This is a genomic window from Microbacterium sp. W4I4, from assembly GCF_030816235.1.
Lineage (GTDB): Bacteria > Actinomycetota > Actinomycetes > Actinomycetales > Microbacteriaceae > Microbacterium.
In genome coordinates, this window is sequence record NZ_JAUSXT010000001.1 from 2,773,996 (window position 1) to 2,792,128 (window position 18,133).

An 18,133-nucleotide genomic window follows, 5' to 3' on the forward strand; every position below is an offset into this window, starting at 1 on the left:
TGGCCTTTCTCGACCGGAGTCGCGGGTTACGGGAAACATATCGTGCCGCCGACGGTGCTGATGCGCTCATCGATCTCGGCGAACTCGGGGAGCGTCAGCGTGCTGCCGCCGTTCCATGCCCGCTCCGCCATCGCGCGCAGCGGGAGACGGATGCCGGTGAGCACCTGCTCGTCGGTCTGAGCATCGGGGTCGTCGCACCAGATCGAGAACGAGGCGCCTCGGAGCTGCGGCGGATACGGCGCGGGGATCTCCTGCCGGGTGCCGTCCGGCAGGGCGGGGAAGAGGCCCGGATGCCAATCGGCATCCCAGATGCGCTGCAGGGTCGGATACGTGTAGCCGGCCTTCTCGCCGAGCACGTGATAGAACAGCCCGTCGTTGAAGTTCATGAGGTCGTGACCGGCATCCAGCCCCGCCTGAACGGGTCGCATCGCGTCGTGCCAGTTCGTCCACCAGGTCAACGTGATGTCCGTGTCGAGGGTGGCGGCGGTTCCGCGCAGCATGCCGTCGTTCCAGACCCGCGGAGCGAAACCGACCCCGCGCAGGTGGGCGGCGACGTCATCCACGAAGCCGGTGAGCAGGTCGAAGCCGGATGCCGTCGGCCCGAACCGCTCGCGCGCTGCGGCACGCAGCGTCGGGTACTCGTCGATGCGCGCGAAGTCCACGAACTCGTCGCCGCCGAGATGCCAGTGGGTGCTGTGCGGGAACAGCGGTGCGAGATCGTCGATCAGCGCGAGCGCGAAGCTCACGGCGTCGGGGTCGGTGATGTCGAGCGCGCGTTCGCTCAGGGGGCCGCCTGGCGGCATCCGGAACTCGGGATGCTGATCCAGGACGTGCTGCAGGTGCCCCGGCATGTCCAGCGAGGGGATCAGGTCGATGTGCAGATCCGCGGCGAGATCGGCGATGGCGCGCGCATCGTCGCGGGCGATGTGCTCGGCCGAGACGATCTCCGGGAAGGCGGAGGAGCCGATGCGGAACCCTTCGTTCTCGGACACGTGCCACTGCAGGGTGTTGACGCCGATGTCGGCGAGCGCGTGCAGCAGCTGTCTGATCCACGCGGCGGGGAAGTGCTTGCGCGCCGCGTCCAGATGCAGTCCGCGTTCACGGACAGCAGGGGCGGAGCGCGCGAGTCCGCGCGGTACGAAGCCCTGCGCGCGCAGGTTGTGCAGCAGCTGCCGGGTGGCGCGGAAGACCCCTGCCGCAGCATCCGCCGTGATCTCGATGTCGTCGCCGACCGCGATCCCGAATGCTTCCGGCGACCCGACGGCGTCGCCGCGGCGGATGCGGATCGTCGAGTCGTCGCCGAGCTCGAATCCGGCGTCGGCGAGCTCGCGCTCGATCCGGGACGCTTCGGCCTCGAACGCCGCGTCGTCGGCCCGCACACGCACCGTCGGCGGCCTCCAGCGGCCACCGTGCAACGCGATCCTCGACGGTTGCGGCACGGCGATCCAGCGGACGACGTCCGCGTGGTCCATCGGGGTGGTCATCCCTTGACGCTGCCCTCTTCGACTCCCTTGAAGAACTGCTTCTGCAGCACCGCGAACAGGATGATGATCGGCACCAGGGCGATCATCGTGCCCGCCGCGATCACGCGCGGGTTCGCCGCGAAGTTCGAGCTGAGGTACTCCATGCCGACGGTGAGCGTGTACTTCGCCGGGTCCGAGAGCACCACCAGCGGCCAGAGGAAGTCGTCCCAGGCGCCGATGAACGCGAACAGGGCGACGACCGAGACCATGCCGCGCACGTTCGGCCAGACGATGTGCCGCAGGCGCTGCATCGTGTTGGCGCCGTCGATGGTCGCGGCGTCCAGGGTGTCCGGCGGGATCATGCGGCAGGCGGCCATCATGAGCAGCACGTTGATCGCGCCGATCGCGCCGGGCAGGAACACGCCCCAGAGGGTGTTGGCCAGTCCCAGCGACTTGACGGTGAGGTACTGGCTGGTCAGTGTGACCTCGCCGGGCAGCAGCAGCGTGGAGAAGATGATCGCCAGGACGATCCACTTGCCTCGGAACTTCATGGTGCCCAGGGCGTAGCCGCCGATCGTCGCGAACAGCACGTTGGTGATGACGGTGCCCACCCCGACGAGCAGCGAGTGCCACGCGTAGTCGAGTACCGGGATCGTGCGGAAGACCTCGCTGAAGTTGTCGAGCGTGGGGGCCTGGGGGATGAGTGTGGGAGGGAAGTCGTAGATGTTCTCGGTGGCGCCCTTGAACGAGGTCGACAGCTGCCAGAGGAAGGGGAAGACCATGACCCCGAGGATCACGATCAGGATCGCGTACTTGCCGATGAGGCCTGCGAGCGAGGGCTTCATGATGTCGGCGGAACCGCGGGTGCGGTACGGCCGGTCCCGGGAGGGCACGGTCGTGCGGGAATCGCGGATGTTGGACTCGCGGAGGTTGGACTCGCGGATGCTCATCGTGCTGCTCCCTGCGTCATGCGTGCGAGGCGGGTGATCTTCGCCGCGCGGCGGGTCGCGCGCATCTCGGCGATCGCGTCGCGGTTGTTGAGGATGCCGACGACCGCCAGCGGGACCAGCGTCAGCAGGAACAGCACGAGCGAGATCGCCGAGGCGTAGCCGATCTGACCGTTCAGCCCCTTGCCCATCGACTGGATCATCATCACCAGGCTCATCGCGCGCCCGCCGGGACCGCCCGAGCCGTGCGAGAGGACGTAGAGCTCGGTGAACACGCGCATCGCGCCCACGCAGATCAGCACCGACACGAGCATCATCGGGCCGCGCACGCCGGGCACGGTCACCGACCAGAATCGGCGCCACGCGCCCGCGCCGTCCATCGCAGCCGCCTCGTGCAGCTCGCGGCCGACGTTTCCGAGCGCGGCGAGGTAGACGACCATGTAGTAGCCGAGCCCCTTCCACACCGTCAGCCCGATCGCGCAGAAGATCAGCAGCCAGCGGTCGGAGAGGAACTCGATCGGGCGGTCGGCCAGGCCGAAGAACTTCAGCGCCGCGTTGATCGTGCCGCTGCCCGAGAAGAGGAACTCCCACACGATCGCCACGACGACGGCCGAGGCGATCACGGGGAAGTAGTACGTGGTGCGGAAGAACCCGATGCCGGGGATCTTGCCGTGCACGAGCATCGCGAGCAGCAGGGGCAGGAAGGTGAGCAGCGGCACGCACACCACGACGTAGACGAGCGACGTCGTGAGTGCGTAGCCGAAGCGCTCATCCTGGAAGAGCCGGCCGAAGTTCTCGAGTCCGATGAACTCGACGGGGCGGAGGGGACGGGCATCCGTGAAGGCCAGGACCACCGTGTTCAGGAACGGCCAGAGTGCGAAGACCAGCACCCAGACCACCGCCGGCAGCACCAGCAGGTACGGCGTGAACCATCTCTGTCTCTTCACTTCTGTCCTCCCCTCCGCTGCGTGCCTGCTCAGCCGATGACGTTCTGCTGCGCGTACTCCACGGACTTGTCCAGAGCCTCCTTGCCGCTGATCTCACCGGTCACGGCGAGGGCGATCTGCTGCTTGGCGTAGGTCTCCATGGCCTCGGTGTACTGCGGGGCGCCGGTCATCCTGGCATCCGCCATCTGCTTGCCGGCGAGGTCGTTCGCCACGCCCTGCAGCTCGTTCTCGGGCTTCTCCGAGAACGCGGCCGGGTCGGCGTTGGCCTCGATGGTGCCGGGGAAGAAGCCGGCGGCCAGCTTGACGAAGGCGATCTGGTTCTTCGTGTTCGTGGCGAACTCGGCGAACGCGAGCGCGGTGGCGGCGTTCTTGGAGTTCTTCGCGACGCTGATGCCCTGCACGAACAGCGGCGGGTTGCCGAAGCCGGCGGTCACGGCCACATCGGGCAGCAGGTTGGGCGCGTTGACCGCGACGTCCTTGTCGATGTAGTTCGGGCCGGCTGTGGTCCAGGCGACGCCGCCGGTGTTGAAGTTGTTGATGTTGGAGTTCGACGTGCCGGCGCCCTGCAGCGCCTCGGGAGTGACCGCGCCGGCCTTGTACAGCTCGGCGTAGCGATCGATGACCTTCGCGGCCTCCGGGGTGTTGAAGACGAACTTGCCGTCCTTGTAGATGTCCTTCACCGCGCCGACGATCTGCAGCATCTTGGGGCTCGGGACCGATGAGAACATCGGCACACCGGTATCCGCCAGCTTCTGCGCGGCATCCAGCGTCTCGTCGAAGGTGGCGGGCGGCTCGGTCACGCCGCCCTTGGCGAGCAGCGAGGAGTTCCAGTAGTTCAGCTCGGTGCCCAGGTACCAGGGGAACGCGAAGGAGCCGTCGACGCCGTCGTACTCGTAGGCCTGCACGCCGCCGGGCACGTAGTCGTCGATCGCCTTCGAGGCGCTGCCCAGGTCGAGCAGCTGACCGGCGGAGGCCAGGGAGTAGGCGTACTCCGGGGGCAGGTTGATGACGTCGGGCAGTTCGCCGGACTCGGCCTGCTGCAGGATCTTGTCCTCGTAGCCGTCACCGGGCTGGTCGATCCAGTTGACCTTCGCATCGGGGTGCGCCTTCTCGAAGTCCTTGACGAGGGATTCGAAGTAGGGGGTGAACTTCTCGTTCTTCAGCGACCAGGTCTGGAACGTGATCTCACCGGAGATCTCGCCGCCGGTGTTGGATTCCGGAGCCGTGGCACCGCCCCCGGTGCATCCGGAGAGGATGAGGGTTGCTGCTGCCGCGAGGCCGATGACTGCTGATGTGCGGTGCTTCATGGACGATCTCCTTCGAAAGGTCCTGGCTGCCGCGCCCCGGGATGAGGTCGCTGTGACAACCCATTACTAAAACGGTATAGCAGACGTTAGCACGATCTGGTACCGTCCCACTAAATCGCTCTAGTTCGTTACTCGTCTGTTGCGGACGATGAGCGATCGGTACGCGCAGCATCCACTCGACGGAGAGAGAAGAGCAATGAAGCGAACGACAGCAGCAGGCCTTGGAGCAGTCCTCACGGGCCTGGCGGCGCTGGCCGCCACCCCGGCGGCAGCGCAGGAGGCGCCCTCCAAGCAGGCGGTGCAGATCGGGAACACCACCCACTGTGAAGCGGAGCCGCTCACCATGGCGTATTACCGCACCTGGCGCGACGTCACGGTTCCGGAGAGCGCGAACTCGAACCTGCCCGACAAGAACGTGACCCGCATGAGCGACCTTCCTCCCGAGATCGATGTCGCGATGGTGTTCGATGCGGGGGACACGGCTGACACCGATTACTGGGCGACGCTGCGCGACGAGTACATGCCGGCGCTGCACGCTCAGGGCACACGCGCCGTCTACACGCTCTGGATCGATCGATTCGCCAAGGCCGACATCCCGCTGACCGAGGATGCCTACCGCGAGTACGCGCAGCAGCTGGTCGACACGTACGTCACCCCGTACGGACTCGATGGCATCGACGTCGATGTCGAGTCCTATCCGACCGGCGACGGCCTCACCCGCGCGATCGGCGTCTTCAACGCACTCGGCGAGATCATCGGTCCGAAGTCCGGCACTGACAAGATCTTCATCTACGACACCAACCAGACCGGCAGCACGCCGCTGTTCGAGGCGGTCTCGAGCAACATCTCCTTCGTGCTGCTGCAGGCGTACGGCCGCGGTGGGGCGACGCTGCAGAAGACGTGGGAGACGTTCGCCGACGACATCGCGCCGTGCCAGTTCCTGCCTGGCTTCTCGTTCCCCGAAGAGCAGGACCGCACGCACTGGGGCGATGCCGAGGGGATCTACGACCCGCAGACCGCACCGGAGTACACCGCGTACGAGTACGCGACCTGGCAGCCGGAAGGTGGAACGAAGGGCGGATTCTTCGCCTACGCCGTCGATCGCGACGGCAAGGTCTGGGGAGACGACACCATCACTCCGACCGCGTTCACCTGGATGAAGAACCTGACTGCGGTGCAGGACGACGCGGCCGGAGTCGCACCGAAGGCGCCCCGTGCCGCACTCGCCGCGGACCGCGTGACCATCAGCGGTTTCGGCGCTCCGGGAGCCACCGTGCGGGTGACCGTCTCGGGCCCCGGCCGCACGGCATCCACCGCGTCGACCGTCGCCGCGGTCGACGGCTCCTGGTCGATCACCCTCGACCGCGCGCTGACGGTTCCGCAGACCGCGACGGTCTCGCAGCGGCTCGCCCACACCGGCTGGTCCGAATCGGTGCAGGTGCGATTCCGACCCATGGCCGGCTGAAGCATCGGGCGGAGTCGGCTGAATCCGGCTCCGCCCTCACGCGCCGGTAGACTTCTCCCTGTTTGCGGACAGCTGCCTGACAGGAGATGCGATGACAGTTGAGACGGTGAAGAAGCACCAGGACTACAACCCTGGGCCGCGGGTGGGGATCACCTTCTCGACCTTCGACCTGCTGCACGCCGGGCACATCATGATGCTCGCCGAGGCGAAGCGGCAGTGCGACTACCTGATCTGCGGTCTGCAGATGGACCCGACACTCGACCGTCCCGAGAAGAACGCTCCGACCCAGACGGTCGTCGAGCGCTACATCCAGCTGCGCGGCTGCGAGTACGTCGACGAGATCGTGCCGTACTCCACCGAGCAGGATCTCGAGGACATCCTGCGTGCCTTCAAGCTCGACGTGCGCATCGTCGGCGACGAGTACGAAGAGCGCGACTTCACCGGCCGCGAGTACTGCGAGGCGGCCGGCATCGAGCTGTACTTCAACAGTCGCGACCACCGCTTCTCGAGCTCCGGCCTGCGCAAGATCGTCGCCGCCAAGGAGGCCGAGCGCGTAGCACGCGGCTGAGTCGCCGATCCGCGTGATCGACGGCGATAGGGTTGTCGCGTGATCGACGTGGATGTCACTGCGGCGACCGAACGGGAGCGTCGGCGCACCTGGATGCTCGGCGGCGGGCTGCTCGCGGCATCCGCTCTGCTCGGGCTCGCGCTGCGCGGCCTACTCCTGCCCGGACTGCCTTTCATATCGCTGTCCGACCTCCTGTTCTCCGCGGGTGCGGTGATCTTCGCGGTAGGTCTCGGGCGGGCGGGCAGTGTCACGGCACGTCGCCCGCTGGGCACGGCCGCGATCATCGCGTTGGCCGCGTGGCTGCTGGTGGCCTTGCCGCTGCAGCAGCTGCTGCTGCCCATGGAGGTGTCCTTCGACGATCCGGCCGAGCGCGGCGGCTACTTCCAGCTGGTGAACATGGTCGGCATCACCACCGAGGCCGTCTCGCTGGTGCTCGCGGTCATCGCAGTGGTGCAGATCGGTCGGGCCGGCGTCGTGCCGAAGCCGTGGGTTTGGGCGCCGCTGTGGGCGCTGGGCATGGTCGTCGTCGCGCGCACCGTGCTGTCGGGCATGCTGCCGATTCCGGGGCTCGCTGAGAACCAAGAGGCGCTCATGGCTCTGTTCGGCTTGGCCGGGTTCCTTGTCGCCGCCTCGGTCGGCTTCCTCGGAGTGCTCGCGATGATCCTCGCCGTGCGTCCGGAACCCCGATCGACGGTCGTCTACGACTCGGGTGAGTGATCAGCCAGATTTGTCAGTCGAGGACCGTCAGCTGCATTCCCGCGCCGCCGCCTGCCTCGACCCAGGCGAGCGAGCGGGTGAGGATGCCGCGGAGCAGGTCGAGGTCGACCTGCTCGAGGTCGGGGATGTACAGGCATCCGACGCCGGTGGTGTGCGGACCCAGCGTCGCGAGCTCATCGGCGTAGGCGTCCACGCCGTCGACGAAGTAGATCGTCGTGGCGGCCTTGCGCGGTGCGAAGGACAGCAGCCCCATCTCGCCGGTGCGTCCGGTGGGGTAGCGATACTCGGCGTGCCCGAACCCGATGATGGTGCCCCAGGTCATCGGTTCGCGACCGGAGATCTCCTGCATGAGGGTGGTCAGCGTCTCGGCATCCCGCCGCCGGATCGCGGGCGCGCTGCGGGCGATCAAGCCCGCGACATCCGTGCCGGTCGGCTTCACGACTTCGCCGCTGCCTTCATGGCCTTCTTGTGCTCGCGCACCTTGGACAGTGACTCCGGCGAGACGATGTCGGCAACGCTTCGGTAGGAGCCGTCCTCACCGTAGGGAGCGGATGCCTCGCGCCATCCCGCGCCGGTGAAGCCGTACTGCTTGCCCAGCAGTGCGAGGAAGATCTTGGCCTTCTGCTCGCCGAAGCCGGGCAGCTTCTTCAGGCGCCTCAGCACCTCGGGGCCATCCGGGTCGCCGTCTGTCCAGAGGGCGTCGGCCCCGCCGCCCCACTCGTCGACGAGCGTACGGCAGAGTGTCTGCACGCGGGTCGCCATGGATCCGGGGAAGCGGTGCACGGCGGGCGTCTGCCTGAACGCCTCGAGGAAGGCGTCCGGATCCATGTCGGCGATGGCTGCGGCATCCGTCGCACCGGTGCGCTGCTCGATCTTGAGGGGACCCGCGAACGCGGTCTCCATCGGCACCTGCTGGTCGAGCAGCATCCCGACCAGGAGCGCGAGGGGATTGTTCGTGAGCAGGTCGTCGGCGGCGGTGTCTCCGGTGATGTGAAGTGCCATGCGGACAGTCTCGCAGGCGCCGGGCGGGGGTGCATCTGCTGCGGAGTTCTGCGCTTCGCGCGGAGGCATCCGGAGCATCCGTCCGCGCGAAGTGCATATCTCCGCGCGAAGCGCCGGCCGCTAGTTGATGATCTCGCCGCGCGTCTCGCGGATCTCAGTGAGCCGGTCACGCCAGGTCTGCAGCGCTTCGGGGGTCAGCCGCGTCCAGTCGTCGACCTCGCTGACCACGCGCAGCGGCGAGGTGCTGCGGTACGAGCGGGTGGGGTTGCCGGGGAACTTCTTGTCGGTCACGTTCGGATCGTTCTCGAACTCGCCCGTCGGCTCGACGAGGTAGACGTGCGGCTCGCCGTCGCCGGCAGCCAGCTCGGCAGCCAGCCCGGCGCCGTCCCGCAGTGCCGTGAAGTAGATGTGGTTCATCAGGATCTCGGGCCGGTAGTTCGACGCGAACCCCGCTGTCAGCAGATCGCCGGGCCGCAACTCGGCTTTGGTGCCGTGAAAGAACGGGCCTTCGTCCAGCGCGTCGGTCATGAGTCCAGTGTCGCGCACGCGGGTCGGCCGTGCCATTGCCGCGGGAAAGCGCGCCTGCCGCGGAGAAATTCCCAGATCCGGTCCGCGTCAGGCACCTTTCCCCGCGCGAAGCGCACGCCCGGGACGACGTCGGTCAGGCGACGTCGGATGCCGCGATGTCGGATACCGCAGCTTCGCCGGCGCCGGACTCAGGAATCAGGCCGTACAGCGTCTCGAGCGCGGTGACGAACTCGTCACCACGGCCGTCGGCGGCCAGCTCGTGCGCCCGCGTGGTGGGGGTGTGCAGCAGCACGCCGGCGAGGTGACGCATGGCCTGTTCGACCATGCCGTCCTCGTCGCCGCGGCGGCGGGCGCGGTCGATCTCGGCCTCGAGCAGCTCGAAGATGTGCGTGCGGAGTGCGACGACGGCAGGCGTGACGGCGGCGCGGGAGCCCGCGGCGTGGAAGTCCTCCGCGGCCTCGCGGACCACCGCGCGAGCGGCATCCGTCGCCTGCAGCTCTTCGATGGGGGCGTGCAGGCGGATGGTCTCCAGATCCAGCAGCGCGACGCCCTCCAGCTGTGCGACCGCGGGATCGACGTTGCGGGGCATGCCCAGGTCGATGACCAGCTGCGAGCCTCCGGCGGAGCCGGCCGGGCAACCGGCGGATGCCGTGCGCTCCGGGCGCTGCAGCTGCTCCGGCCCGAGCACGGGTTCGGAGACCGAAGTGCAGGTGATCAGTAAGGAGGAGCGCTGGGCAGTCGCGGCGTATTCGGATGCCGAGACCGCGCGGATGCCGTGTTTCTTGGCGAACAGCTCGGCGCGGCCCGAGGGAGAGAACACCGAGATGTCGACGGCACCGCGCTCACGCAGCGTCGCCAGGGTGACAGCGGCATAAGAGCCGGTGCCCACCAGCAGCACGCGCTCGGCCGCCCAGTCCGCGATGCGGCTGTCGGCGAGTTCCAGCGACAGGCGCACCAGCGAGCGGCCCGCGCGCTGCAGAGCGGTGACGTTCTTGACCTTGCGCTGCGCCTGGCTCGCGCGCTGGAAGAGACGCTCGAGGGCAGGCGAGGTCGTGCCGTCCTTGCGCGCACCGGTCAAAGCCCTGCGCACCTGGCCGGCGATCTCGCCCTCGCCCGAGACGACGGACTCCAGACCGGATGCCACGGCGAACAGGTGCTCGGCGACGCGGCGGTCCTCGACCACGCGGTACGAGCCGTCGAGGTCGGCCGAGGGGATGCCGGTGGCCTGCGCGACGACCTCCAGAACCGCGCCCGTGTCGAGATCGTCGGTCTCGACGTAGGCCTCGAAGCGGTTGCAGGTCGAGAGCACGACGGCTCCCTCCGCACCGGCTTCGACAAGTGTCGGGGCGACGGTTTCGGGGTGGCGGCTGAGGCGTTCGAGCAGGTCGAAAGAAGCGGTCTTATGACTCGCAGTGACGCAGAGCAGCACCTGTACAGAATACGCCGGGTCGCTATGAGCGGCATCAGAGGCAAGCCTTACCCCGTGGCGGCCGTCGCCCGGCATCCGCATAGGCGGTGATGGAAGGATCGGACGCATGAGTGATCTGCTGCGCGCGCTCGCCGGCGAGAAGCCCGAGCGCACCCCCGTCTGGTTCATGCGTCAGGCCGGAAGGTCGTTGCCCGAGTACCGCGAGCTGCGCGTCGGGACCCGGATGCTGGACGCCTGCCTCACCCCCGATCTCGCCGCCGAGATCACACTGCAGCCGGTGCGCCGGCACGGTGTGGACGCCGCGGTGTTCTTCAGCGACATCGTCATCCCGCTGCGCCTCGCCGGCATCGAGGTGGTGATCGAGCCGGGCCGCGGTCCGGTGTTCGCGAACCCCGTGCGCACGGCGGATGACGTGGCCCGCATCACAGCGATCGACCCGGCCGACCTCGACGGCACGGCGATCGCCGAAGCCGTGCGCATCGTCACGGCAGAGCTCGGCGAGACCCCGCTGATCGGCTTCGCCGGCGCACCCTTCACCCTCGCGGCCTACCTGATCGAGGGCGGCCCGTCGAAGGAGCACATGCGCGCCCGCGCCATGATGCACGCCGACCCCGAATCCTGGGACAGGCTCGCGGGCTGGCTGTCGCGCATCTCGCGCCGCTTCCTGGAGATCCAGCGCGACGCCGGAGCATCGGTCGTGCAGCTCTTCGACTCCTGGGCGGGATCCCTCAGCCCCACCGACTACCGCACGCACATCGCGCCGCACTCGCACGCCGCGCTTGACGGCATCGGCGTGCCCAGCATCCACTTCGGCGTCGGCACCGGACCCTTCCTCGACGACATGCGGCTGGGCGGCGTCGCCGGCGCGGTCGGCGTGGACTGGCGGATGCCGCTGGACGAGGCGATCCGCGTGCTCGGCCCCGACACCGTCGTGCAGGGCAATATCGACCCGGCGCTGCTGCAGGCGCCGTGGCCGGTGCTCGAAGCGCACGTGCGCGACGTCATCGAACGCGGACGTGGCGCCAAGGGGCACATCCTGAACCTCGGCCACGGCGTTCCGCCGGAGACCGACCCCGACCAGCTCACCCGCATCGTGCAGCTCGCCCACGGCGAGCTCTGACCGCGGCGACCAGCTCCTCACCGTCCAGGTCGCAATGGATGCCGCCATTTCGGCTTCGAAGCGGCATCCGCTGCGACCTGGACGTGCGGCATCGGGGGGAAGCGGCATCCGTTGCGACCCGGAGGCCGAGCGACCGGCATCCCCGGCGGCGCACAGGCCGCGATGAAAGAATCGACGCATGACCGCAGAGCACTCGGCTGATCCTGCCGCCCGCGCCGCACAGCAGCACGTCGTCGTCATCGGGGGCGGCATCGGCGGGCTCGTCGCCGCCCGCGAATGCGCGAAGGTCGGCATGCGCGTCACCCTGCTGGAGGCGCACGAGACGCTGGGCGGCAGCATCCGCTCCGCCGAACTCGACGGCATCGTCGTCGACGCCGGAGCCGAGAGCTTCGCCACCCGTGGCGGACACGTGCGCAGGCTGGTCGACGAGCTCGGACTGTCCGACGCGGTCGTGAAGCCCGAGGGCGGCGGAGCCTGGCTGAGCGGCATCCCGGATGCTCCCGACGCACCCCTGCCGAAGGGCGGGCTGCTCGGCATCCCCGCCAACCCGTTCCAGGAGGACGTGCGCGCCATCATCGGCTGGCGCGGCGTCTGGCGCGCGTACATCGACCGTCTGCGTCCGCCGCTGACCATCGGCCACGAGCGGAGCCTCGGCAAGCTCGTCGCCTCTCGCATGGGCGCCCGCGTGCGGGACCGGCTCGTCGCGCCCGTCACAGCCGGCGTGTATTCGGCTCTGCCGGAGGTCGTCGACGTCGAGGTCGCCGCCCCCGGGCTGAACGCCGCGCTCGCCCGCGTCGGCTCGCTCAGCGGTGCCGTTCTCGCTCTGCAGGGCGATCGCGCAGGCAAGAAGCCCGGCGCTGCCGTGCTGGGACTCGATGGCGGCATGAGCCGTCTGGTCGACGCGTTGCGCGCCGACCTGGAGAAGTACGGCGCGGAGATCCGCACCGAGGCCCGCGTGGTGCGACTGACGAGCGGGTCGAGTGAGTGGGCGGTCGCTCTCGAGCAGAAGGCGGATGCTGACGAGGCTGCCGACTCCGCGGCATCCGAACCCCTCACCGCGACCGCGGTCGTCATCGCCACCGCCGAGCCCACCGCCCGCGACCTTCTGGCCGGGCACGTCGCAGGTCTCACCGAGCCGGGCGATGCTCCCGAGATCGAGATCGTCACCCTGCTGCTCGATGCCCCCGAGCTCGATGCGGCCCCGCGCGGAAGCGGCGTGCTCACCGTGCCGGGAAGCCACCTCGCCAAGGCGCTCACGCACTCCACCGCCAAGTGGAGCTGGCTGCGCCGCGACGCCGGTGCCCGTCACATCGTGCGGGTGTCCTTCGGCACGCAGGGCGAGCCCACCGCGACCGCCGAACTGGACGACGATGCCGCCGCGCAGCTGGCGCTGTCCGAGGCATCCGCGCTGCTCGGCGTGACGCTGCACCCGCAGCAGCTGCTGGCCGCGCATCGCGCACGATTCGTGCAGTCGCAGCCGACCTCGCTGATCGGTGCGGCCGAGCGTCGCACCGCGGTGCGCACTGCCGCGCACAAGACGCCGCGACTCGCGGTGGTCGGCGCCTGGCTCGCCGGGACCGGGCTCGCCCAGGTGGTGCCGGATGCCGTCGCCGAGGCCGATCGGCTGCGCGGCGAGCTGCTCTGGCAGGACTGACCGAACCTCCATTACGTCGTCGGCGCGCTGCGCGCAAGGGCAGATGCCGAATCGGGAATATGCGACTACCCTGGAGACTCAGCGTTCGGGGGACGACACGGTTCGGCCATCGACGAAGACGCGGCAGCAAACGTCAGGAGGCTCCCATGAAGGGCAAGATCGGACTCGTCGTCGGATTCGGCGCAGGTTACGTGTTCGGCACGCGCGCAGGGCGCGCACGCTACGAGCAGATCAAGAAGCAGTGGCTGAAGGTCTGGCACCTCGACCCGGTTCAGCTCCAGGTCACACGCGTGCAGGAGTACGCCAAGGCCCAGGTCGCCGCCGTCCCCGCTGCGCTGTGGACCGGTGCGGTCAAGGTCGTCAAGGCCGCCTCCGCTGCCGGCACCCCCGAGCAGCGACTGCACTCGGCGGTGGATGCCACCAAGGACGCCGCGGATGATGTCGCCGACACCGTGAAGGATGCCGCGGCCGACGCCGAGCGCACGACGAAGGCGAAGACGGCCGCGAAGCCCGCGGCGACGCCCAAGCCGGCCGCCAAGTCCAAGTCCGCGGCGAAGAAGACGACCCCAGAGGCGGAGTGACGATGGCACGCGGAAATCGCGACCGCGCAGACGACAGCCTGCTGACCCTGCTCGGAGATCTGCCCGAGCTGGTGCGCAACCTCGTCACCGCCGAGATCGCCGCGGCGAAGGTCTGGGTCGCCCGGACCGCGAAGGATGCCGGCTTCGGCAGCCTGTGGTTCGTGATCGTGCTGTTCCTGCTGTTCTGGGCGATCCCGGTGCTGCTCGCCTTCGCGATCATCGGGTTGGCCTCCTGGTGGCCCGCCTGGGTCGCGGCGCTCTCGGTCTTCGGATTCCTGCTGCTGGCCGTGGCGATCTTCGCGTTGCTCGGTGTGCTGCGCTTCCGCAAGGTCGTCAAGCGCGAGAATCCCGGACAGGCCGTCGCGACGGACGTGCAGTTGATGAAGGAGCCTGACAATGACTGATCTGACACCGTCCTCCTCCCTTCCTCGCACGGTGGTCCCGGGCGGGATCGTCGACCCGGTGGCATCCGCTCGCGCCGAGCTGAAGGCGGCTCTGGCCGCCATCGAGATCAAGGGCAATGTGCCGCGTCGTCTCGAGCAGGCGTCGCAGCGCGGCATCCGTCGCACCCGTGCTTTCGCCCAGCGCAACCCGATCGGCGCGGCGGCCGCCGTCGCCGGTGTCGCCGCCGTCGTCGGCGGAGTGGTCTGGGTGATCGCCCGCGCCGTCTCGCGCTGATCCCACGCGCGGTCCTGGGCTGATCCCCTGCGCAGGCACGGTTAGCCGGTCCCGCTCAGAAGGGGCAGACTGGAAGCATGTCGGAAGTTCTTGCAGCTGATCAGTCCGCACCCGCTCCCTCGGGATTCACCCTCTGGGCCGTCTGGCGTCGAAATCCCGATGCACCGGTCGCCGAGGCGGATGCCACCGAGCTGGAGACCATCGTCGGGTACATCGAGGACTCCGGCGTCTCGGTCCGCGGCTTCTACGACGTCAGCGGGCTGAAGGCGGATGCCGACCTGATGGTCTGGCTGCACGGACCGACCGCCGAGGAGCTGCAGCGTGCGCTGCGTCGACTGCGCCGCACCGACCTGCTGCGCTCGCTGCTGCCGGTCTGGAACGTCATGGGCGTGCACCGCGACGCCGAGTTCAACCGTGCTCACGTGCCCGCATTCCTGCGCGGTGTCGAAGCCAAGGGCTGGCTCTGCCTGTACCCCTTCGTGCGCACGCCGGAGTGGTACCTCGCCTCGGAGGACGAGCGGCGCACGATGCTCGCCGACCACGGACGCAAGGGCGCGGCCCACCGGGGCGTTCTCGCGAACACGGTCGCCGCGTTCGCGCTCGGCGACTACGAGTGGCTGCTGCCCCTCGAAGCCGATGACCCGACCGAGCTGGTCGACCTCATGCGCGACCTGCGCTACACCGAGGCGCGCCGCTATGTGAAGGAGGAGGTGCCCTTCTACACCGGGCGCCGTCTCCGCCTCGACGAGATCGCAGACGTGCTGCAGTGACCACCCCCATCCGTCTCGGCACGCGCCGCAGCGCTCTCGCGCAGGCGCAGTCCGGCCATGTCGCGGATGCGCTCGCGAAGATCGCCGGTCGGCCGGTCGAGCTCGTGCCGATCGTCTCGGAGGGCGACACGAACCGCGCCTCCCTGTCGGAGATCGGCGGGACGGGCATCTTCGCCAACCGGCTGCGCGAGGCGCTCATCGCCGGGGAGTGCGACATCCTGGTTCACTCGCTGAAGGATCTGCCCACCGCCGAGCCGGGCGAGCTGGTCATCGCCGCGACACCGGTCCGCGAGGACGCCCGCGACGTGGTCATCACCCGCGACGGCACCCCGCTGCACGCCCTGCCCCGCGGGTCGAAGGTCGGCACCGGCGCCCCGCGTCGCATCGCGCAGGTGCGCAGACGCGCACCTGGTGCCGAGATCATCGACATCCGCGGCAACGTCGACTCGCGTCTGGCGCGGGTCGCGTCGGGGGAATTGGATGCCATCATCCTGGCCGCCGCGGGACTCTCGCGTCTCGGCTCGGATTCTCCGCTGCGACGGGAGCCGTTGGGTCTGTCGGAATGGCCGACCGCACCCGGGCAGGGGTCGCTCGCCGTCGAGACACTGGTGGATGCCGACGCGGAACTCCTCGCGGCGCTCGCTCAGATGGACGACGAGGACACCCGCATCGCGGTGACCGTCGAACGGGTGATCCTCGCCGGACTCGAGGCCGGATGCCAGGCTCCGATGGCCGCGCATGCGCAGGTCACGGGCGACGATATCCGCGTCCGAGCCGTGGTCTACGACCCCCACGGAGACCGCCGGATCGGACTCGACGTCACGGAGTCCCTGAACCGGGGGTATATTCGTCGGAACGGCAGTGGCAACGGAGCGAGTGCTGCCGATGGTGCAGACCCGATGCACGCGATCCGTGAAATCGGCATGTCTGCAGCCCATCGGCTGCTCGAACAGGGAGCGGCCGACCTTCTCCCGCGAGAGTGATCCTGATGACTGCTTCCGAAACGAAAACGGCCCGGCCGCTGGACGGCTGGCGCATCCTGGTGCCCCGTGGTGGCCCCTGGGGAGACGGCGTCGCCGCCAGTCTGCGCGCACAGGGCGCTGTGCCCGTGGTGGCCCCGCTGATCAACTTCGCCCCCACCACCGACCAGGATGCCCTGGACGCGGCGCTCGAGCGTCTGCAGGAGGGGCACTACGACTGGCTCACCGTCACCAGCGCGACCACGGTCGACGTGCTCTTCGCCCATCGGGTGGCGGTGCCCAAGCGCACCAAGATCGCCGCGGTCGGCGAGACCACGGCCGCAGCACTCCTGGCGGTCGGCTATGACGTGGCCCTCGTTCCGGAGCTCGACAACTCGGCGGCGGGGATGGCGGATCAGATGATCGCGCTCGAGCCCGAGCCGCGGCGCGTCCTGTCGCTGCGCAGCGAGATCGCCAAGCCGGTCCTGTCGGTCATGCTCAACGACGCCGGACACGACGTCGACAGCGTCGTCGCCTACCGCACGGTGGGGGTGCCGGTCACGGAGCGCATCCGCCGCGACGTGGAGAACGGTCGCATCAATGCGATCCTCATCACCAGCGGCTCGGTCGCGGGTCAGGTTCGCGAGCAGTTCCCCGACATCCCCGACAGCACACTGCTGGCGGCCATCGGACCGCGCACGGCCAAGGACGCCCGCAAGGCGGGTCTGCCGATCACGGCGGTCGCCGACCGGCAGACCGTCGATGCGCTCATCGAGACGGTGTCGCACTTCACCCTTCCTCACGCAGCGGACGAGTTCGCACCGTGAGCCGTTTTCCCCAGAGCCGGCTGCGTCGACTGCGGCAGTCCGCGCCGGTGCGGAACCTGGTGCGCGAGACCTCGCTCGAGGCCCGCCAGCTCGTGCTGCCTATGTTCGTGCGCGAGGGCCTGACCGAGCAGGCTCCGATCGGCTCCATGCCCGGCGTCGTGCAGCATTCGCTCGATTCACTGCGTGCGGCGGCCGTCGAGGCCGCCGAGGCGGGTGTCGGCGGTGTGATGCTGTTCGGTGTTCCCGAGGTGCGCGACGCGCAGGGATCCGGTGCCGATGATCCCGACGGCATCCTCAACGTGGCCACCGCGGCGCTCGTCGCCGAGGTGGGCGACGCTCTGGTCGTGCAGACCGATCTGTGCCTGGACGAGTTCACCGACCACGGTCACTGCGGTGTGCTGGCACCTTCGACAGGCTCAGGGACCCAGCCCTCGGTCGACAACGACGCCACCCTGGACCGCTACCGCTCGATGGCTCTCGCACAGGCGCGCGCCGGATCGCACCTGCTCGGGCTCAGCGGCATGATGGACGGCCAGGTGGCCGCCCTCCGCGAGGCGCTGGACTCGGAGGGCTTCCAGGACACCCTGCTGCTGGCCTATTCGGCCAAGTACGCCAGCGCGTTCTACGGTCCCTTCCGCGAGGCCGTCGACTCGCAGCTGCAGGGCGACCGCCGCACGTACCAGATGGACCCCGGCAACCGGCGCGAGGGCGTGCGCGAAGCGCTGTTCGACGTGGACGAGGGTGCCGACATCGTGATGGTCAAGCCCGCGATGGGCTTCCTCGACGTGCTGCGCGAGGTGCGCGACGCCGTGGACGTGCCCGTGTGGGCGTACCAGGTGTCGGGCGAGTACGCGATGGTCGAGGCCGCCGCGGCCAACGGCTGGATCAACCGCGACGCGGCGATCCTGGAGTCGCTGATGTCGATCCGTCGCGCCGGTGCGGATGCCGTGCTCACGTACTGGGCCGTCGAGGCCGCCCGCTGGCTGCGCTGACGCTGCTCGGCGTGCCGGGCGCACCGGGCGCGCCCGCCGCTGCGGATGGATTCCGCTGGTTCCCGGGCTGTCCTGCCGACGTTTTCCATCTGCGCAGGCGGGTGGCGGATGCTTTTCGCTGGTTCGCGGCCCGTTCCACATACGTTTTCCATCCCCGAGCGGATGCTCAGCCACGAGCG

The 18,133-nt window shown here is 69.0% G+C and carries 20 protein-coding genes; 12 read left to right on the forward strand and 8 right to left on the reverse strand.

Annotated features, from left to right (window positions below; translation table 11 throughout):
* Positions 1-26: 26 nt before the first annotated feature.
* From QF046_RS13135 to QF046_RS13150, 4 genes are read right to left on the reverse strand one after another with little or no spacing between them, the layout of a single operon-like run.
* A complete protein-coding gene (locus tag QF046_RS13135; RefSeq protein WP_307370519.1) occupies positions 27-1,484 on the reverse strand; it encodes a family 20 glycosylhydrolase in 1,458 nt (485 codons plus the stop codon).
* Entirely contained in the window at positions 1,481-2,413 is a 933-nt protein-coding gene (locus QF046_RS13140) for a carbohydrate ABC transporter permease (protein WP_307370522.1), read from the reverse strand. The genes QF046_RS13135 and QF046_RS13140 overlap by 4 nt, the downstream gene beginning before the upstream one ends.
* Complete coding sequence (locus QF046_RS13145) at positions 2,410-3,357, reverse strand: carbohydrate ABC transporter permease (protein ID WP_307370523.1); 948 nt, start codon at positions 3,355-3,357, stop codon at positions 2,410-2,412. Before QF046_RS13145 ends, QF046_RS13140 begins: the two co-directional genes overlap by 4 nt.
* 29 nt (positions 3,358-3,386) lie before the next feature.
* Positions 3,387-4,664, reverse strand: coding sequence for an extracellular solute-binding protein (locus QF046_RS13150; protein WP_307370525.1), 1,278 nt, complete (start codon positions 4,662-4,664; stop codon positions 3,387-3,389).
* Between the two features lie 196 nt (positions 4,665-4,860).
* Here QF046_RS13150 and QF046_RS13155 point away from each other — a divergent pair, with 196 nt between their 5' ends.
* The 3 genes from QF046_RS13155 (at position 4,861) to QF046_RS13165 (ending at position 7,414) form a co-directional block, all read left to right on the forward strand.
* Positions 4,861-6,129 (forward strand): Ig-like domain-containing protein, encoded by a 1,269-nt coding sequence (locus QF046_RS13155; RefSeq protein ID WP_307370527.1) that lies wholly within the window; start codon positions 4,861-4,863, stop codon positions 6,127-6,129.
* Positions 6,130-6,220: 91 nt separating this feature from the next.
* A complete protein-coding gene (locus QF046_RS13160; protein WP_307370530.1) occupies positions 6,221-6,697 on the forward strand; it encodes an adenylyltransferase/cytidyltransferase family protein in 477 nt (158 codons plus the stop codon).
* Positions 6,698-6,736: 39 nt separating this feature from the next.
* A complete protein-coding gene (locus QF046_RS13165) occupies positions 6,737-7,414 on the forward strand; it encodes a hypothetical protein (protein ID WP_307370532.1) in 678 nt (225 codons plus the stop codon).
* A 13-nt stretch (positions 7,415-7,427) separates the two neighbouring features.
* On the opposite strand, the gene QF046_RS13170 is transcribed toward QF046_RS13165, so the two are convergent.
* From QF046_RS13170 to QF046_RS13185, 4 genes are all read right to left on the reverse strand, one after another.
* Positions 7,428-7,853 carry a DUF1801 domain-containing protein gene (locus QF046_RS13170; protein ID WP_307370535.1) on the reverse strand — a complete coding sequence of 142 codons (426 nt, stop codon included), beginning with the start codon at positions 7,851-7,853 and terminating at the stop codon, positions 7,428-7,430.
* Positions 7,850-8,416, reverse strand: coding sequence for an HhH-GPD-type base excision DNA repair protein (locus QF046_RS13175; RefSeq protein ID WP_307370538.1), 567 nt, complete (start codon positions 8,414-8,416; stop codon positions 7,850-7,852). Before QF046_RS13175 ends, QF046_RS13170 begins: the two co-directional genes overlap by 4 nt.
* A 120-nt stretch (positions 8,417-8,536) precedes the next feature.
* A complete protein-coding gene (gene arr / locus QF046_RS13180) occupies positions 8,537-8,944 on the reverse strand; it encodes an NAD(+)--rifampin ADP-ribosyltransferase (protein ID WP_307370539.1) in 408 nt (135 codons plus the stop codon).
* A gap of 133 nt (positions 8,945-9,077) precedes the next feature.
* Positions 9,078-10,373 (reverse strand): glutamyl-tRNA reductase, encoded by a 1,296-nt coding sequence (locus tag QF046_RS13185; protein ID WP_307370541.1) that lies wholly within the window; start codon positions 10,371-10,373, stop codon positions 9,078-9,080.
* Positions 10,374-10,479: 106 nt separating this feature from the next.
* On the opposite strand from QF046_RS13185, the gene hemE reads away from it, so the two are divergent.
* From hemE to hemB, 9 genes are all read left to right on the forward strand, one after another.
* Positions 10,480-11,493 carry a uroporphyrinogen decarboxylase gene (gene hemE / locus QF046_RS13190; RefSeq protein WP_307370543.1) on the forward strand — a complete coding sequence of 338 codons (1,014 nt, stop codon included), beginning with the start codon at positions 10,480-10,482 and terminating at the stop codon, positions 11,491-11,493.
* A gap of 178 nt (positions 11,494-11,671) precedes the next feature.
* Complete coding sequence (locus tag QF046_RS13195; protein ID WP_307370545.1) at positions 11,672-13,147, forward strand: NAD(P)/FAD-dependent oxidoreductase; 1,476 nt, start codon at positions 11,672-11,674, stop codon at positions 13,145-13,147.
* Between the two features lie 146 nt (positions 13,148-13,293).
* On the forward strand, positions 13,294-13,728 hold the full coding sequence (locus QF046_RS13200) for a hypothetical protein (RefSeq protein ID WP_307370548.1): 435 nt from the start codon (positions 13,294-13,296) through the stop codon (positions 13,726-13,728).
* Positions 13,729-13,730: 2 nt separating this feature from the next.
* Positions 13,731-14,132, forward strand: a complete 402-nt coding sequence (locus QF046_RS13205; RefSeq protein WP_307370550.1) for a phage holin family protein — start codon at positions 13,731-13,733, stop codon at positions 14,130-14,132.
* Positions 14,125-14,406, forward strand: a complete 282-nt coding sequence (locus tag QF046_RS13210) for a hypothetical protein (RefSeq protein ID WP_307370553.1) — start codon at positions 14,125-14,127, stop codon at positions 14,404-14,406. The genes QF046_RS13205 and QF046_RS13210 overlap by 8 nt, the downstream gene beginning before the upstream one ends.
* Positions 14,407-14,483: 77 nt before the next feature.
* On the forward strand, positions 14,484-15,176 hold the full coding sequence (hemQ, locus tag QF046_RS13215; RefSeq protein WP_307370556.1) for a hydrogen peroxide-dependent heme synthase: 693 nt from the start codon (positions 14,484-14,486) through the stop codon (positions 15,174-15,176).
* Positions 15,173-16,159: a hydroxymethylbilane synthase gene (gene hemC / locus QF046_RS13220; protein WP_307370559.1), complete on the forward strand. Its 987-nt coding sequence runs from the start codon at positions 15,173-15,175 to the stop codon at positions 16,157-16,159. The genes hemQ and hemC overlap by 4 nt, the downstream gene beginning before the upstream one ends.
* Before the next feature lie 5 nt (positions 16,160-16,164).
* Positions 16,165-16,962: a uroporphyrinogen-III synthase gene (locus tag QF046_RS13225; protein ID WP_307370562.1), complete on the forward strand. Its 798-nt coding sequence runs from the start codon at positions 16,165-16,167 to the stop codon at positions 16,960-16,962.
* Positions 16,959-17,954, forward strand: a complete 996-nt coding sequence (gene hemB, locus QF046_RS13230; RefSeq protein WP_307370564.1) for a porphobilinogen synthase — start codon at positions 16,959-16,961, stop codon at positions 17,952-17,954. Before QF046_RS13225 ends, hemB begins: the two co-directional genes overlap by 4 nt.
* Positions 17,955-18,133 lie beyond the last annotated feature (179 nt).